Source organism: Pseudoalteromonas sp. MEBiC 03607 (genome assembly GCF_004792295.1).
GTDB classification, from domain to species: domain Bacteria; phylum Pseudomonadota; class Gammaproteobacteria; order Enterobacterales; family Alteromonadaceae; genus Pseudoalteromonas; species Pseudoalteromonas lipolytica_C.
Map to the genome: position 1 here is coordinate 147,050 of NZ_SRRY01000002.1, position 14,316 is coordinate 161,365.

The window sequence follows — 14,316 nt, forward strand, 5'->3', positions numbered from 1 at the left end:
TTAACCTCCAAAAATCCGTTTAAATAAGCCTTTCTTCTCTACGTCTAAGAAACGAAAATCAACAGTTTCGCCTAATAAACGATTGATAGCATCAGTGTACGCTTGGCCTGCATCCGATTCAGAATCTAAGATAACCGGTTGACCAGAGTTTGATGCACTTAGTACAGCTTGTGATTCTGGAATAACGCCCAGTAGTTTAATCGCTAAGATTTCTTGTACGTCTTCTACCGAAAGCATTTCGCCTTTTTCAACACGCTCAGGATTATAGCGAGTTAATAGTAAGTGTTCTTTAACGCTTTCAAGGCCTTCTTCAGCACGTTTTGATTTGCTGTGTAAAATACCTAGGATACGGTCAGAGTCACGTACTGATGATACTTCTGGATTAGTTGTAACAATCGCTTCGTCAGCGAAGTACATTGCCATCATTGCACCGGCTTCGATACCTGCTGGTGAATCACACACAATGTAATCAAAATCTTTTTTCAGCTCGTTTAGTACACGCTCAACACCATCACGGGTAAGGGCATCTTTATCGCGGGTTTGTGAAGCAGGTAAAATATGTAACTTATCAACGCGTTTATCTTTGATAAGCGCTTGGTTAAGGTTTGCTTCACCATTGATTACGTTTACGAAATCATAAACAACGCGGCGCTCACAACCCATGATAAGGTCAAGATTACGCAGACCAATATCAAAATCGATAATAACGGTTTTAAAGCCCTTAAGCGCTAAACCTGTGCCAATCGCAGCACTCGATGTGGTTTTACCAACACCACCTTTACCAGAAGTAACGACAATCACTTTTGCCATGAGATTTATCCTTTAACCAAAGCTGAAATTTCTAATGAATCATTTTTTTGTTGGATTTGTACTGCGCTACCCCAGTGTTCACCCTGAAGAGAGTCGCTGATCCAATAACTACCATTAATTGAAACAAGTTCTGCTTCTAATTTTTGGCAAAATATATGTGCTTCGTTGTAACCTTTTGCCCCTGCAATTGCACGGCCGCGAAGAGTGCCATAAATGTGCACGTTACCGTCGCTTATTACTTCGGCGCCATGACTTACAGAACCAATCACGATTAGGTCGCGGTCTTTTGCGTATACTTGCTGACCAGAGCGTACAGTGCCGCTAATAACCTGCGCAGGCAAATGAACGGTTTTTTCAACGATAGATGTATTTGTTTGTTGTTTAGCGGTTGCACCCTTAACGTCTTGTGAATAATTTAACACCGACAGGCCTGCAGCTTTCGCGCTTTCGTTTTGCTCTTGAGAGCCATTGCAAACGCCAACAGGGTTTAGCGAAAGACCGCTTAACATTGATTTTAAGAATGAGAAATCAAGAGTTTCGTCTTGTATGTCACTTAAGTTAATTACGATGGGGGCACCAGCAAAAAACTTAGGTGCTTGGGCGATTTTCTCATCTAACTGCTTACTTAAGAGGGATGTATCTGCTGAAAATAAATGTAAAACAGATAACGTAAAAAGGTTCCCTTTTAGCTCAAAAATTTGTTCCGACATACACGCTCAATTGATTTGTTTTGATTAGTATAGTTTGTATATAAACACAGGCTGAACAAGGCATACACAGTAAAAACTAATCTATTTTTTCTAACTTATTATTTGACTCATGTTATAGTGTGCGACTTCGTTAAGCAAGATATTATAGGGCCATAATGCTAACTGCGGTGTATAAAAGTATTAAAAAAGCGGATACTTACCTTTTTATTGAAAAAAGAGACGATTTTGGTCGTGTTCCTGAACCTTTACTAGAAACGTTTGGTCAACCTAAATACGTAATGATGATCAATCTTGCTAGTCGTGAAAAGTTAGGTTTTGCAGATATCGAAACGGTTAAGCAAGCGTTAATTGATAAAGGTTTCTACTTACAATTACCACCGCCAGAAGAAAACCTGTTAACCCAATTCAAAAAAAACAAGGGAGTTGAGAGTGATTAAAAAACTTGCCGTTATTTTACTTAGTGCCTCTTTGAGCACATCAGTACTGGCAGAAGAAAAAACCCAAGCTGATTTTGACGTTTACGTTGCTGCATTAAAAAAAGAAGCAATTGAAAAGGGCTATGATCAAGCCTTAATCGAGCAAGCATTCGCAACGGCTAAATTTAAAAAGAAAGTAATCTCAGCAGATAAAAATCAGCCAGAAGTAAAAGAAACCCTCGAAACTTATTTACCTAAACGTGTGCCGCAATGGAAAATTGACCGCGCGCGTAAGTTATACAAAGAAAACCAAGACGTTCTAGAAAAAGTAGCCAAAGAATACGGCGTTCAAGCACGTTTTATTGTGGCACTTTGGGGCCTTGAAAGTAACTTCGGTAAAATCCAAGGTGGTCACAGTGTAATTGCATCATTAGTAACACTTGCTTTTGATGGCCGCCGCGAAACTATGTACAAAAACCAACTTTGGGCAGCGCTTGATATCTTAAAAGAGGGTCACATTACCCTTGATAAGTTTAAAGGCTCGTGGGCTGGTGCAATGGGGCAAACGCAGTTTATGCCAACCTCATTTAACGCTTACGCTGTTGATTACAATGGTGATGGCCGCAAAGATATTTGGACCACAGAAGAAGACGCATTCGCTTCAATCGCCAATTACTTAAAGCAAGCAGGGTGGAACGATGATTTAACCTGGGGTCGCCAAGTTAAATTACCTGAAGGCTTCGATAATTCAAATATTCTTAAACGCGGCACTAAAACCCGCAGCCAATGGTTAGAGTATTGGAAAGATTCAGAGCGCAGCCTTGCTGATTGGCAAGCTCTTGGGGTTCGTAAAATGGATGGTAGCGACTTACCAAACGTTGATATTACCGCCGCAATGGTAATGCCTGATGACGTAAACGGTCGTATGTATCTAGCCTACGATAACTACAAAGCACTTATGCACTGGAATCGCTCGTATTACTTTGCTACTAGTGTAGGTTACTTATCTGACCGTATCGGTTACCCAGCGATTAAGTAATTGAGTAATAAAAGTTAGCAAGTACCAAGGGTAAAGCTACAAGTTTTACCCGAGCAACTTGCTAACTTACTCGGCGTTAAAACGCCTCCTACGTCGAGAAATTGTACTGGTGTAGGTCGTCATTTATGGCGACACAATCTTGAACATTTTTTGTAGGAGCGGCTTCAGCCGTGAATTTAGATGTTCGGCGTTGAAACGCCTCCGACAAACTCGCAAACTTTCCCCTCGATACAATTTTTAAACGTTTACTTTGAGTGCTTTTTGCAGTGCCTCTACGTTTTTACAGCCAAGGTATATGTTTTTCCCGTCGGTTAAAGTTATTTTAACGGCTTTTCCAACTGAGGCATTATATAACCAGCCATCACTTAGCATACGTATACCAATTCCTTGATACCATTTTGTTTGGTATGTAGAAGTATCGTCAATCTGAGATAATTCAACACTTTTGCTAATAATCCCAAACCCAAAATACCAACGTAGCTTTTGCTTATCGATGACTATTGTTAGTGAAAAGAATAACAAAGTAATAAGCAGGTTTATCGATAATATAATTATTTTGAGGCCAGCCAGTTCAGGCGATAAAATTATAAAGGCACTAATCACTAATAAAATAATAATTAACGAGTAATTTATTTCTGTCTGTTTATACATAGATTAATATCCTTTTAAGTCAGAACGTAAATAAATACTTAATTATTAGTATAGCAAAGGCAAGAGCAGATATGATTACCCGTTCAAACGCGCTAAAGCACGACCTACAAAACATCGTAAGAACGGCTTCAGCCGTGAATCTTTGGATGTTTGGCTTTAAAGGCCTCTGTTGAGGGATTATATTGATGTAGGTCGTCATTTATGGCGACAAAACGTTAAATATTTTTCAAATGACGCGCTAAAGCACGACCTACAAAACATCGTAGGAACGGCTTCAGCCGTGAATCTTTGGGTGTTTTGCTTTAAACGACTCCAACACCGAAGGGGATATTGGCGTAGGTCGTCATTTATGGCGACACAATCTTGAATGCTTTCTCAAATGACGCGCTAAAGCACGACCTACAAAACATCGTAGGAACGGCTTCAGCCGTGAATCTTTGGATGTTTGGCTTTAAAGGCCTCTGTTGAGGGATTATATTGATGTAGGTCGTCATTTATGGCGACAAAACGTTAAATATTTTTCAAATGACGCGCTAAAGCACGACCTACAAGACAACGCGCGAAACAAGTTTCACGCCTACGATGACTCCCGTAGGAACGGCTTCAGCCGTGAATCTTTGGATGTTTGGCTTTAAAGGCTTCTGTTGAGGGATTATATTGATGTAGGTCGTCATTTATGGCGACACAATCTTGAATGCTTTCTCAAATGACGCGCTAAAGCACGACCTACAAGAGTGCGCGCGAAACAAGTTTCACGCCTACAAGGTCAAACTTGCTAACTTACTCACTCTTCGCCGGCTTTTTCAAAATCTTGTCTTTAAAATCAAGTACCTTGCCAATGCCAGAACCTAGTTTCATAAGGCTTTGAAGCTGTTCAGGGCTTAAGCGTTGTAGCTCTGCTGACCACTTGGTTACAGTTTCGAGTAGGTCGTGAATTTCTTGCATTTGCTGCTGAGCAAAGCGCTCATCATCAGTGTGCGCTTCTTCTAAAATGTTATCGCGAAGCAGGCTAAGGGTTGGGTCTATCTCGCGCTTTTTACGCTCTTCGAATACGCGGTTGGCCATATCCCAAATGCTGCCAGCAGGGCCGTAGTATTCTTTACGATCACCCGGAATATGATGCACTTTAATTAAGCGCCAAGACTGTAGCTCTTTAATACCCATGCTTACGTTTCCGCGCGAGATACTTAAGGTATCGGCAATTTCATTGGCCGTCATTGGCTCTTTAGTAATGGTTAATAATCCACACATTTGACCAATGGTACGGTTAAAGCCCCAACGGCTACCCATTTCACCGCAGTGCATAACAAAAGCTAAGTTTTTTTCAGATAGGCTCATAATTTTTAGTATTCAAAAATTTCAGAAATTAAATGCTAGCACGCTCGGGGTATAACTAAAAGAAATAGCCACTATGTAATCTGCTACTACTAAAGTGTAGATACGCCATATTTAAATTTAAGTCATTGAATTTAAATGAAAGATTAATTAAATGTCGCAGTGATTAGCTATTTGATGTGGATCAATAATAGTGACAGTTAATAAGTTTATCGTATAGGCTGAAATCTAATAATACCATGGAGGAACGTTATGAAAGCTGCAGTAAATAAAGAGTACAAGGGTAAATTAACTATCGAAGATATCCCATGCCCAGAGGTGGGAATTAACGATGTGCTAGTTAAAATTGCCGCATGTGGAGTGTGCCACACAGATTTACACGCTTGTCATGGAGATTGGCCAGTCAAACCAAAAATGCCATTAGTACCGGGCCATGAAGGGGTAGGTACTATCGAAAAAGTAGGCGCAAACATTAAGCACTTATCAGTAGGAGACCGTGTCGGTGTTCCTTGGTTGTATAGCGCCTGTGGTCATTGTGAGTTTTGTTTAGAAGGCAAAGAAACCTTATGCCTTGAGCAGCACAACACGGGGTATTCAGTTGATGGTGGTTACGCTGAGTACTGTGTAGCCCATGGCGATTACGTGGTGAAAATTCCTGAAGGATTAGGGTTTGCAGAAGCCGCACCTTTGTTTTGTGCGGGGGTTACAACCTATAAAGCGCTTAAAGTAACTGATGCAAAAGCGGGTGATTGGGTGGCAATTGTCGGTGTTGGCGGCCTTGGCCATTTAGCAGTGCAGTACGCAAAAGCAATGGGCTTTAATGTAATTGCCGTTGATACCGGCGAGAGCAAGTTGGCACTAGCCAAAGAGCTTGGCGCAGACATCACCATAGATTTTATGAAGCAAGTACCTTCAGAAACCATTTTTGAACAAGTGGGCGGGGCACATGGCGTTGTGTGTACAGCTGTTTCAAAACCCGGTTTTGAGCAAGCTTATAAAAGTGTACGCCGTGGCGGTAAGTGCGTACTTGTAGGTTTACCACCAGAAGATATGCCACTGCCAATTTTCGATACTGTATTAAATGGGGTATCTGTTGTAGGCTCTATCGTTGGTACTCGTAAAGACTTACAAGAATGCCTCGACTTTGCTGCTAAAGGTAAAGTTAAAGCCATTATTGAAGAAAAACGCCTAGAAGATATCAACGATATTTTTGACGACATGCTTAAAGGCGATATCACAGGCCGAATCGTAATGACGCTTTAAGCTGAGTTAGTTAACGCTGTCAGGTTTGGTTAAGTGATTCAATTGAATCTGACAGTAACATTACAAATAGGATCAATAAGTTAACTTATTGGCTTCATACATTTTCCTTGTAAAAAATATAATTGCATATCTAGCCAAAGTTAGGTGTAATGATATCTGAACATACGCTGAGCAGTGCAGGGAATGCTGAAATAATAGCTAAGCTAAAGCCACCAAAAGCAAATTCTCATAGCATAAACAACACTAACTCTGACACACCGAGCAGGTAGCGGCTCAGTCCAACAAGCGATTATGCAAACACAAACTGCGTGTTGCATAAATACTAAAATGTTATGTATGAATGGAGGTTGTTATAAATGGACGATTTTTTGAAAGGCGTTTATGTTAGAGAGATTAAAAAACAATGTGAGTTTGGGTTGGCTGCGGTCAAGTATTTAAACCATGCATTGCAACAGCTACATAATCAAGAACTATCACAAGAAGAAAGGCAGTTTTACCATTCCGAAGTATTTAGACAAATTCATAGCTTATTAACCCATGCCAGTAATGTTTCTAGAATGTTTTGGCCACCAATACCTAGACAGAAGCAGAATGAAACAGACCAAAACTATGAAAATAGAATACTGACAATAGACAAGGTAGTAAGAGGCAGAGCCCTCAAGGGTGAGTACGGGCTGGACGATAATAACCCATTAAAAAATAGAAAACTACGTGATCACTTGGAGCACTATGATGAGCGACTTGACCATTGGCGTAACAATAGCATCAATAGAAATATTGTCAGCGATACTATTGGGCCGCCAAATGCGATCGTCGGTCCAGCAGAGTCAGATATGATGCGCTGGTTTGACCCAACCAGAAACGTCTTTAAATTCCGAGGTGAGGAATACGACCTTCAGAGTATTACTACATCTATAGACCAGTTATTACTTCGTTCGCGTAACCTTGAAGAAGAATTGTGGAATCGCCGAGTCAACCCATTATAACAAGCGGTTTTAGTCGCCATGCATGCATAGCTGGGCGTTAAGAATAAATACTCAAACTCATTTATCTCCAAAAACAAGCCATCACTAAAACCCGTTCTCACCAAACAAAAAAGCGCGACCTACTTAAGCCGCGCTTTTTGCTATCAACTCACAATTAAAGTGTGTAGCTAAAGGTTAATTTAGCATTACGCTCTTCACCTGGCATACCGCCTAAAAACATAGCTTTTGAGTAATAGGTTTTGTTAAACAAGTTATTTAGGTTTAACTGTAGTTTCCAATTATCTGTTTGATATTGAATTGCGGCGTCGTACACCGTGTAGCTTGGTACGTAGCCATCAGGAATACCAAACGAGGTTGAGTTTGTGCTGCGGTCATCAATATATTGCACGCCTGCGCTAATTGTCAGTGGCTCGGCTAAATCAAACCATTTAGCGTCATAGCTTAACCAGCTGCTTGCTGTTACATAAGGCACACCTTTTTGGCGAGAATCAAAGCTTGATGAATTTGGATTTTGCTTATCGCGCGCGTCTTGATACACCGCGTTTACGTTAAGTTTCCACTGCTCGTTTAAATCGGCATTTAAATCAAGTTCAACACCTTTGGTTTGCTCTTCACCATCGTAAAAGCTTTTTGGTACTGAAGCATCAGATACACCGGCTTCGTAATCTGGGTTGGCATACTCAAGGTTTGTACGGGCACTATCAAATACCACAAGTGAGGCCAGTAGTTGATCATCAAAGGCTTTTACACGCATACCAATGTCGTTACTGACTGACTCTGCGTCATCGCGGTCTGCTTTGTTACCCGATACACTGCCAAGCACGCTGTAGGCTGTACGACCTTTAGAGTGGTTTACAAAGAACGAAATATCATCGCTCAGTTTGTAGGTTGCACCTAGGTTGTAGGTCATACCGCTGTCTGATGTATCTGCTTCTGGCGTTGGCTCGGCGGCACTGGCACGGTAGCGCGCATCAACACCAAAATGTTCGTAGCTTTGTTTAATACGGTTAAAGGCAACGCCTACTCGGGTTGTAAAGGTATCGTGAATATAGGCAACATGTTGAATACCCACACCCCAAGCTTGAACTTTTTTATTGTAATCGCTGGTTTTTAGTGGGTCGTAATCAAAAAAGCTGCCTTCGCCCCAGTTTGGGTTACGAATATCAAAAATGTAAGGTAATTGACCTTTGTAAATAACCTCTCCATCTTTGTTTTTAATGACCTGATCAGCATCGTAAATTGAATATTGTTTAAAACGAATATCGCGGTCTTCGTAGTTGGCGTTTACCAGTAGTTCGTTATCGATTCCGGCAAAGCTAAAGTCATAACGCAAGTCAGCAAAGTATTGCCATGATTTTTCGTCAGCTTCTACTTGGCGGTACTCTTGGCGACGCGCGGCAAATGGGTAAAGTACGTCATCAACCACTAAAGGTGCGCGCGGGTCTGCATTGATCACGCCATTACGGTTCCAATAAACATAGTTATAAGCACCCGTTTGGCGGGCAAAGCTCGATTCGTAATTACGATATTGTAGTTGCTGATTTAAAAATAAATTATCAGTAATAAAGTAGTTATGAGTTAACTTAAAGCGTAGCTCTTCGCCTTCGTTGTCATTTGCCATTGGCGAGATAATACCGTTATGACCAAAGGTATAAGGTGTTAGGCCATCATTTGCTGCCAGTGAGTCTGCTAATTGTTGGCGTTGCTGTTCGGTTAGTTGCAGGCCTTTTGCCGTTGCATCGTTAATTAAATCGGCAGCGGTTACTTCACCTGCGGTTTTACCATTCACTGAGTCGCTGTTAAAGATACGAATAGGGTGGCCAATTGAATCAACGGCAATGGCATCTTTGATGTAAGCGGCAGAAATCATGATGTCTTGTTTGTCGCTTAATACGTATTTTAATGCGCCATAAATTTCATCGCGGTCGTCTTTTAAGTCGCGGTAACCATCGCTACGAGCAGTTTTTGCGTTAACGCGATAAGCAAGGTTTTCGGTTAATGCTGCTGTGCTATCAAAGCCTAATGAGTAGCTATCCCATTGACCAAGCTCAGCATTAACGGTGTGTTTTTCAGTGAATTGCGGTTTCTTTTCAATAAGGTTGATAACACCGCCTGCGCTACCCATACCATATAAGCCCGTTGCTGGGCCTTTAAGTACTTCTACAGATTCAACATTGGTCATTGAGCGTGTTGGGTTAAAGGTGTTACCTAGGCCTGCACCACCGTACATGCCATCGTAAGTATAGTTTGCACCTAAACCGCGGATCACTAAGTTATCGCCAATGCCGTAGTTATTACCGGCTTGGGTTACACCACTGATGTTACGCACTAAGTCTTGTAAGTTTGTCGCACCTTGCGAGTTGATAAGCTCTTGATCAACAACCACAACCGGGGCTGGCGTTTCCATTAGGGTCATATTTGATTTAGTGGCAAGGCCAGATTCAAGTACTACTCGGTTTTGTTTGTCGTAAACGGTAATACGTTCAACTGAATCTAAATCGTTGGCGGTTGCATTGAATGCGCTTAAGCAAGCTAGAGCTAAAATTGAGTATTTATGTGTCGTCATTATAGGTAAATCGTCGAAATTTTTCGGCAATGATAATGCGAGTTGTTTTCATTTCAAGTTTTATTTATCTGTTTTGGGTAATTTCTTTTATTAGATACAAGTTGCTAACAACAGGTTTTATGGTTGGTAATTTTGTTTACGGTATAGATACAAGTGAGGGTTGCTGGCTTCACTCATGCAAAGCCAGCAAAATAGCTTATTTAAAAACTTTGCCGTCTTTCATAACAAATTGTACATCTTCAAGTACTGCAATGTTTTCAAGTGGGTTGCCTTTAACGGCAATAATATCGGCTAAGAAGCCGCTTTTGATTTGGCCAAGTTGATCATCCATTTTTAGCAGTTTAGCGCTATTGATGGTGGCAGACTGCAATGCTTGCAGGGGGGTCATACCAAATTCAACCATACGCGAGAACTGCTTTGCGTTATCGCCATGAGGGTAAATCGCTGCATCGGTACCAAATACCATGTTTACGCCTGCTTTTACTGCACGGCTAAAGCTATCACGTTGCTTTTTAGATACTTGGCGTTCTTTATTGAGATTTTCTTCTGCAACCCCGTTTTGTTCGCCAAAGGCAAGGGTGTACTCAGTGTTGTAAATATCCATTGAGAACCAAGTGCCGTGTTCTTTCGCAAGTTTAATGGCTTCGTCATCAACAAAACTAACGTGTTCAACACTGTCTACACCGGCAACAATGGCCGCTTTAATACCACTTGTACCATGCGCATGAGCAGCAACGGTTAGGCCACGTAAATGAGCTTCGTCAACAATGGCGTTCATTTCGTCTTGGCTATATTGTTGAATACCTACTTTGGTGCCTTTTGAAAATACGCCGCCTGTTGCACAAAACTTAATGGCATTGGCACCGTACTTAATGTTTTCACGCACTTTAGCGCGCACAGCCCAAGGGCCATCAGCAACGCCTTCTGCGGTGTATTTCATTTCTGGTGGTAAACGGTTGTTATCGCAGTGACCGCCAGTAACACCTAAAGACGGGCCAGCCGCCCAAATACGTGGGCCAACAATATCGCCTGAGTTAATGCCATCGCGTACTGCAATCACGCTGTAGCCTTCTGCGCCTAAGTTACGCAGCGTTGTAAAGCCTGCATACAGTGTTTTTTCGGCAAAGTGCGCCGCTTTAATAGCTTTACGCGGAATCGATTGACCAATTCGCTCACTGCGCGGCACGGTAGGGTCGCTTGTTAAATGCACATGCATATCCATTAAACCTGGTACCAGAGTCAGCTCTGGTAATTGAATATGCTTATCGCCGTCTTTTAAGTTTGGCTGTTTATTGCTTTGTACAGCTGTAATTTGACCATTATCTATACTGATAAGTGGTGATTTAATCAGTTTACCTGAATTTACATCTACCATGGCTTTTGCCGATAAGTAGGTGGTTGCGTAGGTATTTAAAGAGGTTAGGCAAGCAAGGCCTAGGCTAATAGCGAGAGCTGTCTTTTTCATTTTTATTCAAAATTGGTAAGTCGAGCCGCCACTCTAGCAATCAGCTTGTTAAGTGTAAATAAACTGCGATAAGTTGCAGCGCTACTTGCTAAATAGGGAACTAAACCCTCATAATTTACGCGTACTTAATATAAGGGCAGGGAAAGAATGAAAAACGTAAAACTAGCACTACTTAGTTCGGCGGTGATGTTTGCATTACTTGGTTGTAATGAATCAACGCCAAGCAACGAAAAAACAACGCAGGCAGTAAGCAAACAAGCGCCAAGCGCAACGTCAGCCAAAGAGCAACTTGATACATTACTAGCAGACTACTTTGAAGCAGGCTTAAAGTTTAATCCAATTGGCGGTACTTACATTGGTCGCAGCGAATATAACGACCAATTTATTGCACCTATTAGTAAAGCAAACCGCGACGAGCAGCTTAACTTTGTTAAAGAATACAAAAACAAACTAGCAAATATCGACAAAGCGCAATTAACAGGTCAGTCATTATTGAGCTACGAAATTCTAGCCCGCGATTTAGACCTTGCGATTGAAGGCGCTCAGTTTCCAAGTTACTTAATGCCAATTAACCAAATGGGCGGGGCGCATAATACCTTTGCTGCGCTAGGTTCTGGGCAAAGCGCACAACCTTTTAACACGGTTGAAGATTATCAAGCATTTGAAAAACGTGCTGACGGTTTCATCGCTTGGCTAGACAGTGTTGAGCAGTCAATGCGCCAAGGCATGAAAGACAAAGTTGTTCTTCCTAAGCCGCTTGCTGAAAAACTATTACCGCAATTTCAAACTCATATTGTAGAAAAACCAGAAGAGTCATTATTCTGGGGGCCAATTGCTCAGTTACCTGAGTCTTTTAGCGACGAGCAAAAAGCACAGCTAACAAGCGCGTACACGGCGATGATCAGCGAGCGTTTAGTGCCTGCGTATCAAAAAATGGCTGACTTTTTAGCGAATGAATATATTCCAAATGCCCGTGAAAGCATTGGTTACAGTGACCTACCAAATGGTAAAGCATGGTATGAGTATCAAATTAAACAGCATACAACGCTTAGCTTAAACGCCGATGAAATTCATGATATTGGTTTAAGCGAAGTATCGCGCATTTTATCTGAGATGAAAAAAGTCAAAGAGACTGTCGGTTTTGAAGGCGATTTAAAAGCGTTTTTTGAACACCTAAGAACCTCAGATGAGTTTTACTACGATACGCCAGAAGAGCTAATTGCCGCGTACGAAGCAGTAAAAGAGAAGATTGATGCTAAGCTGCCGCAAATGTTCGATATTGCGCCAAAAGCGCCATACGTAGTTAAAGCAGTTGAAGATTTCCGCGCAGAATCTGCTGCGGGTGCATCTTACCAGTCGCCAGCACCAGATGGTTCGCGCCCAGGTATTTTTTATATCAATACCTTTAACCTAAAAGCACAACCTAAGTTTTTACTTGAAACCTTATCTATTCACGAAGCCGCACCGGGTCACCACTTTCAAATTGCCTTGCAACAAGAAATTGAAGGATTACCGCTGTTTCGTAAATTCGGTGGCTACACGGTATTTGCAGAAGGTTGGGCATTGTATGCAGAAAGCTTAGGTAAAGAGCTTGGTTTATTCACGGACCCTTACATGTGGTACGGCCGTTTATCAGATGAGCAATTACGTGCAATGCGCTTAGTGCTTGATACTGGTTTCCATGCAAAGGGTTGGACACGTCAACAAGGTATTGATTACATGTTGGCTAACTCATCAATGGCCGAAAGTGACATTATTGCCGAAGTTGAGCGTTACATTGCATGGCCGGGCCAAGCGCTGTCGTACAAGTTAGGTCAGTTCAAAATTCAAGAACTACGTGACTACGCGAGCAAAGAGCTGGGCGATAAGTTCGACATAAAAGCTTTCCATACGCAAGTTCTAATTGATGGCGCATTACCTATGCCAATTCTTGAAGAGAAAATTAAGCGTTGGGTTAACGAGCAAAAATAGCACCTTTGCGCGCATGCTGGCTTTACGCTAGAATGCGCGCTGTTTAGGGGCTTTGAGTAATACCATGTTAGAAGATCAATTTTGGCTTAAGCGCTCGCTTGAGCAAATGTCACAACCCGAATGGGAAGCCATTTGTGACGGCTGTGGTAAATGTTGTTTAAACACATTTATCGACAGTGAAGACGAAGATGAATTTACCGCAACGGATCAACTTCGCGAGGGTGAAGAACTCATTTTCACTAATATCGTTTGCCAATACCTAGACAACGACACCTGTGGGTGTAGCGAATATGCGAACCGCCAAACCTTGGTGCCTTCATGTGTAAAGCTCACTAAAGAAAACCTCAAAGATATCTTTTTTATGCCACAAAGTTGTAGCTACCGACGCCTTTACGAAGGCCGTGGCCTTGCGTCTTGGCACCCGCTACTAAACAGTGGCAGTAAAGACATGATGCATGAGTTGGGTATTTCTGTGCGTGACAAAACAGTGAAAGACTGCGACGTAGACCTAGATGACTTTGACCTTTACGTGGCCGAATGGCCAACCAGAGACATTGATTAATGAGCACACTTAAAGCCAGCATTGGCTTGTTAAACCCAAAAAGCCCAACCAATGTGGGTGGCGTATTACGTGCCGCGGGTTGTTACAATGCCAAGCAGGTGTTTTTTACTGGTAGCCGCTATTTACGCGCTAATAAGTACCATACCGATACCAAAAATGTGCTTGAGCACATTCCGCTAACGCAAGTCGAAAGCCTTGAGCAAGCAAAGCCTGAAGGTGCCACAACGGTGGTGATTGAGCTTGTTGAAGGTGCAACGCCGCTGCCTGAATTTAAGCACCCTGAAAACGCATTTTATGTGTTTGGCCCTGAAGATGGCTCGGTTAGTAAAGACGTGCTGAAATGGTGTGATGAAGTAGTGTATGTGCCAACCATAGGCTGTATGAACCTAGCTGCAACCTGCAATGTTGTGCTGTACGACCGACTTGCCAAACTCGGTGGTATTGAGAGTTCAAACGACACCATTTGTAATAGTCGAGACACTAACAACTCACTTAAATGGCAACAAAAAAAGAGCGCTAAATAGCGCTCTTTTTAGATTCAA

At 42.0% G+C, this 14,316-nt stretch carries 13 protein-coding genes; 7 read left to right on the forward strand and 6 right to left on the reverse strand.

The genetic code is table 11. The features are described 5' to 3' along the window. Together minD and minC are read right to left on the reverse strand one after the other, a co-directional pair. Complete coding sequence (minD, locus tag E5N72_RS17640) at positions 1 to 810, reverse strand: septum site-determining protein MinD (RefSeq protein ID WP_135926434.1); 810 nt, start codon at positions 808 to 810, stop codon at positions 1 to 3. Positions 811 to 815: 5 nt separating this feature from the next. Continuing rightward, a complete protein-coding gene (gene minC, locus E5N72_RS17645) occupies positions 816 to 1,520 on the reverse strand; it encodes a septum site-determining protein MinC (protein WP_135926435.1) in 705 nt (234 codons plus the stop codon). Positions 1,521 to 1,675: 155 nt separating this feature from the next. On the opposite strand from minC, the gene E5N72_RS17650 reads away from it, so the two are divergent. Further along, complete coding sequence (locus tag E5N72_RS17650) at positions 1,676 to 1,957, forward strand: YcgL domain-containing protein (protein ID WP_135926436.1); 282 nt, start codon at positions 1,676 to 1,678, stop codon at positions 1,955 to 1,957. Continuing rightward, positions 1,950 to 2,975 carry a lytic murein transglycosylase gene (locus E5N72_RS17655; RefSeq protein ID WP_135926437.1) on the forward strand — a complete coding sequence of 342 codons (1,026 nt, stop codon included), beginning with the start codon at positions 1,950 to 1,952 and terminating at the stop codon, positions 2,973 to 2,975. Before E5N72_RS17650 ends, E5N72_RS17655 begins: the two co-directional genes overlap by 8 nt. 237 nt (positions 2,976 to 3,212) lie before the next feature. Here the strand turns inward: E5N72_RS17655 and E5N72_RS17660 are convergent, their stop codons facing one another. Together E5N72_RS17660 and E5N72_RS17665 are read right to left on the reverse strand one after the other, a co-directional pair. Next, a complete protein-coding gene (locus E5N72_RS17660; protein ID WP_135926438.1) occupies positions 3,213 to 3,626 on the reverse strand; it encodes a hypothetical protein in 414 nt (137 codons plus the stop codon). Between the two features lie 780 nt (positions 3,627 to 4,406). Continuing rightward, a complete protein-coding gene (locus tag E5N72_RS17665) occupies positions 4,407 to 4,964 on the reverse strand; it encodes a MarR family transcriptional regulator (RefSeq protein WP_135926439.1) in 558 nt (185 codons plus the stop codon). Positions 4,965 to 5,213: 249 nt separating this feature from the next. Between E5N72_RS17665 and adhP the strand changes: the two genes are divergently transcribed. After that, a complete protein-coding gene (gene adhP, locus E5N72_RS17670; RefSeq protein ID WP_054563854.1) occupies positions 5,214 to 6,224 on the forward strand; it encodes an alcohol dehydrogenase AdhP in 1,011 nt (336 codons plus the stop codon). Positions 6,225 to 6,580: 356 nt separating this feature from the next. Beyond that, positions 6,581 to 7,210 (forward strand): hypothetical protein, encoded by a 630-nt coding sequence (locus E5N72_RS17675; RefSeq protein WP_135926440.1) that lies wholly within the window; start codon positions 6,581 to 6,583, stop codon positions 7,208 to 7,210. A 154-nt stretch (positions 7,211 to 7,364) separates the two neighbouring features. Here E5N72_RS17675 and E5N72_RS17680 read toward each other — a convergent pair whose 3' ends face one another. Together E5N72_RS17680 and E5N72_RS17685 are read right to left on the reverse strand one after the other, a co-directional pair. Beyond that, a complete protein-coding gene (locus E5N72_RS17680) occupies positions 7,365 to 9,776 on the reverse strand; it encodes a TonB-dependent receptor (protein ID WP_135926441.1) in 2,412 nt (803 codons plus the stop codon). A 196-nt stretch (positions 9,777 to 9,972) separates the two neighbouring features. After that, positions 9,973 to 11,241: an amidohydrolase family protein gene (locus E5N72_RS17685; RefSeq protein ID WP_135926442.1), complete on the reverse strand. Its 1,269-nt coding sequence runs from the start codon at positions 11,239 to 11,241 to the stop codon at positions 9,973 to 9,975. Positions 11,242 to 11,388: 147 nt separating this feature from the next. On the opposite strand from E5N72_RS17685, the gene E5N72_RS17690 reads away from it, so the two are divergent. The 3 genes from E5N72_RS17690 to E5N72_RS17700 all read left to right on the forward strand — a co-directional run bounded on the left by E5N72_RS17690 (position 11,389) and on the right by E5N72_RS17700 (position 14,298). Beyond that, positions 11,389 to 13,212, forward strand: coding sequence for a DUF885 domain-containing protein (locus tag E5N72_RS17690; protein ID WP_135926443.1), 1,824 nt, complete (start codon positions 11,389 to 11,391; stop codon positions 13,210 to 13,212). A 64-nt stretch (positions 13,213 to 13,276) separates the two neighbouring features. Next, entirely contained in the window at positions 13,277 to 13,774 is a 498-nt protein-coding gene (locus E5N72_RS17695) for a YcgN family cysteine cluster protein (protein WP_135926444.1), read from the forward strand. After that, positions 13,774 to 14,298, forward strand: a complete 525-nt coding sequence (locus E5N72_RS17700; RefSeq protein WP_054563794.1) for an RNA methyltransferase — start codon at positions 13,774 to 13,776, stop codon at positions 14,296 to 14,298. The genes E5N72_RS17695 and E5N72_RS17700 overlap by 1 nt, the downstream gene beginning before the upstream one ends. The last annotated feature ends 18 nt before the right edge of the window (positions 14,299 to 14,316 follow it).

Coding starts and splice junctions, on each gene's coding strand:
- minD (WP_135926434.1), bottom strand. CDS start 810: ATGGCAAAAGTGATTGTCGTTACTTCTGGTAAAGGTGGTGTTGGTAAA.
- minC (WP_135926435.1), bottom strand. CDS start 1,520: ATGTCGGAACAAATTTTTGAGCTAAAAGGGAACCTTTTTACGTTATCT.
- E5N72_RS17650 (WP_135926436.1), top strand. CDS start 1,676: ATGCTAACTGCGGTGTATAAAAGTATTAAAAAAGCGGATACTTACCTT.
- E5N72_RS17660 (WP_135926438.1), bottom strand. CDS start 3,626: ATGTATAAACAGACAGAAATAAATTACTCGTTAATTATTATTTTATTA.
- E5N72_RS17665 (WP_135926439.1), bottom strand. CDS start 4,964: ATGAGCCTATCTGAAAAAAACTTAGCTTTTGTTATGCACTGCGGTGAA.
- adhP (WP_054563854.1), top strand. CDS start 5,214: ATGAAAGCTGCAGTAAATAAAGAGTACAAGGGTAAATTAACTATCGAA.
- E5N72_RS17675 (WP_135926440.1), top strand. CDS start 6,581: ATGGACGATTTTTTGAAAGGCGTTTATGTTAGAGAGATTAAAAAACAA.
- E5N72_RS17680 (WP_135926441.1), bottom strand. CDS start 9,776: ATGACGACACATAAATACTCAATTTTAGCTCTAGCTTGCTTAAGCGCA.
- E5N72_RS17685 (WP_135926442.1), bottom strand. CDS start 11,241: ATGAAAAAGACAGCTCTCGCTATTAGCCTAGGCCTTGCTTGCCTAACC.
- E5N72_RS17690 (WP_135926443.1), top strand. CDS start 11,389: ATGAAAAACGTAAAACTAGCACTACTTAGTTCGGCGGTGATGTTTGCA.
- E5N72_RS17695 (WP_135926444.1), top strand. CDS start 13,277: ATGTTAGAAGATCAATTTTGGCTTAAGCGCTCGCTTGAGCAAATGTCA.
- E5N72_RS17700 (WP_054563794.1), top strand. CDS start 13,774: ATGAGCACACTTAAAGCCAGCATTGGCTTGTTAAACCCAAAAAGCCCA.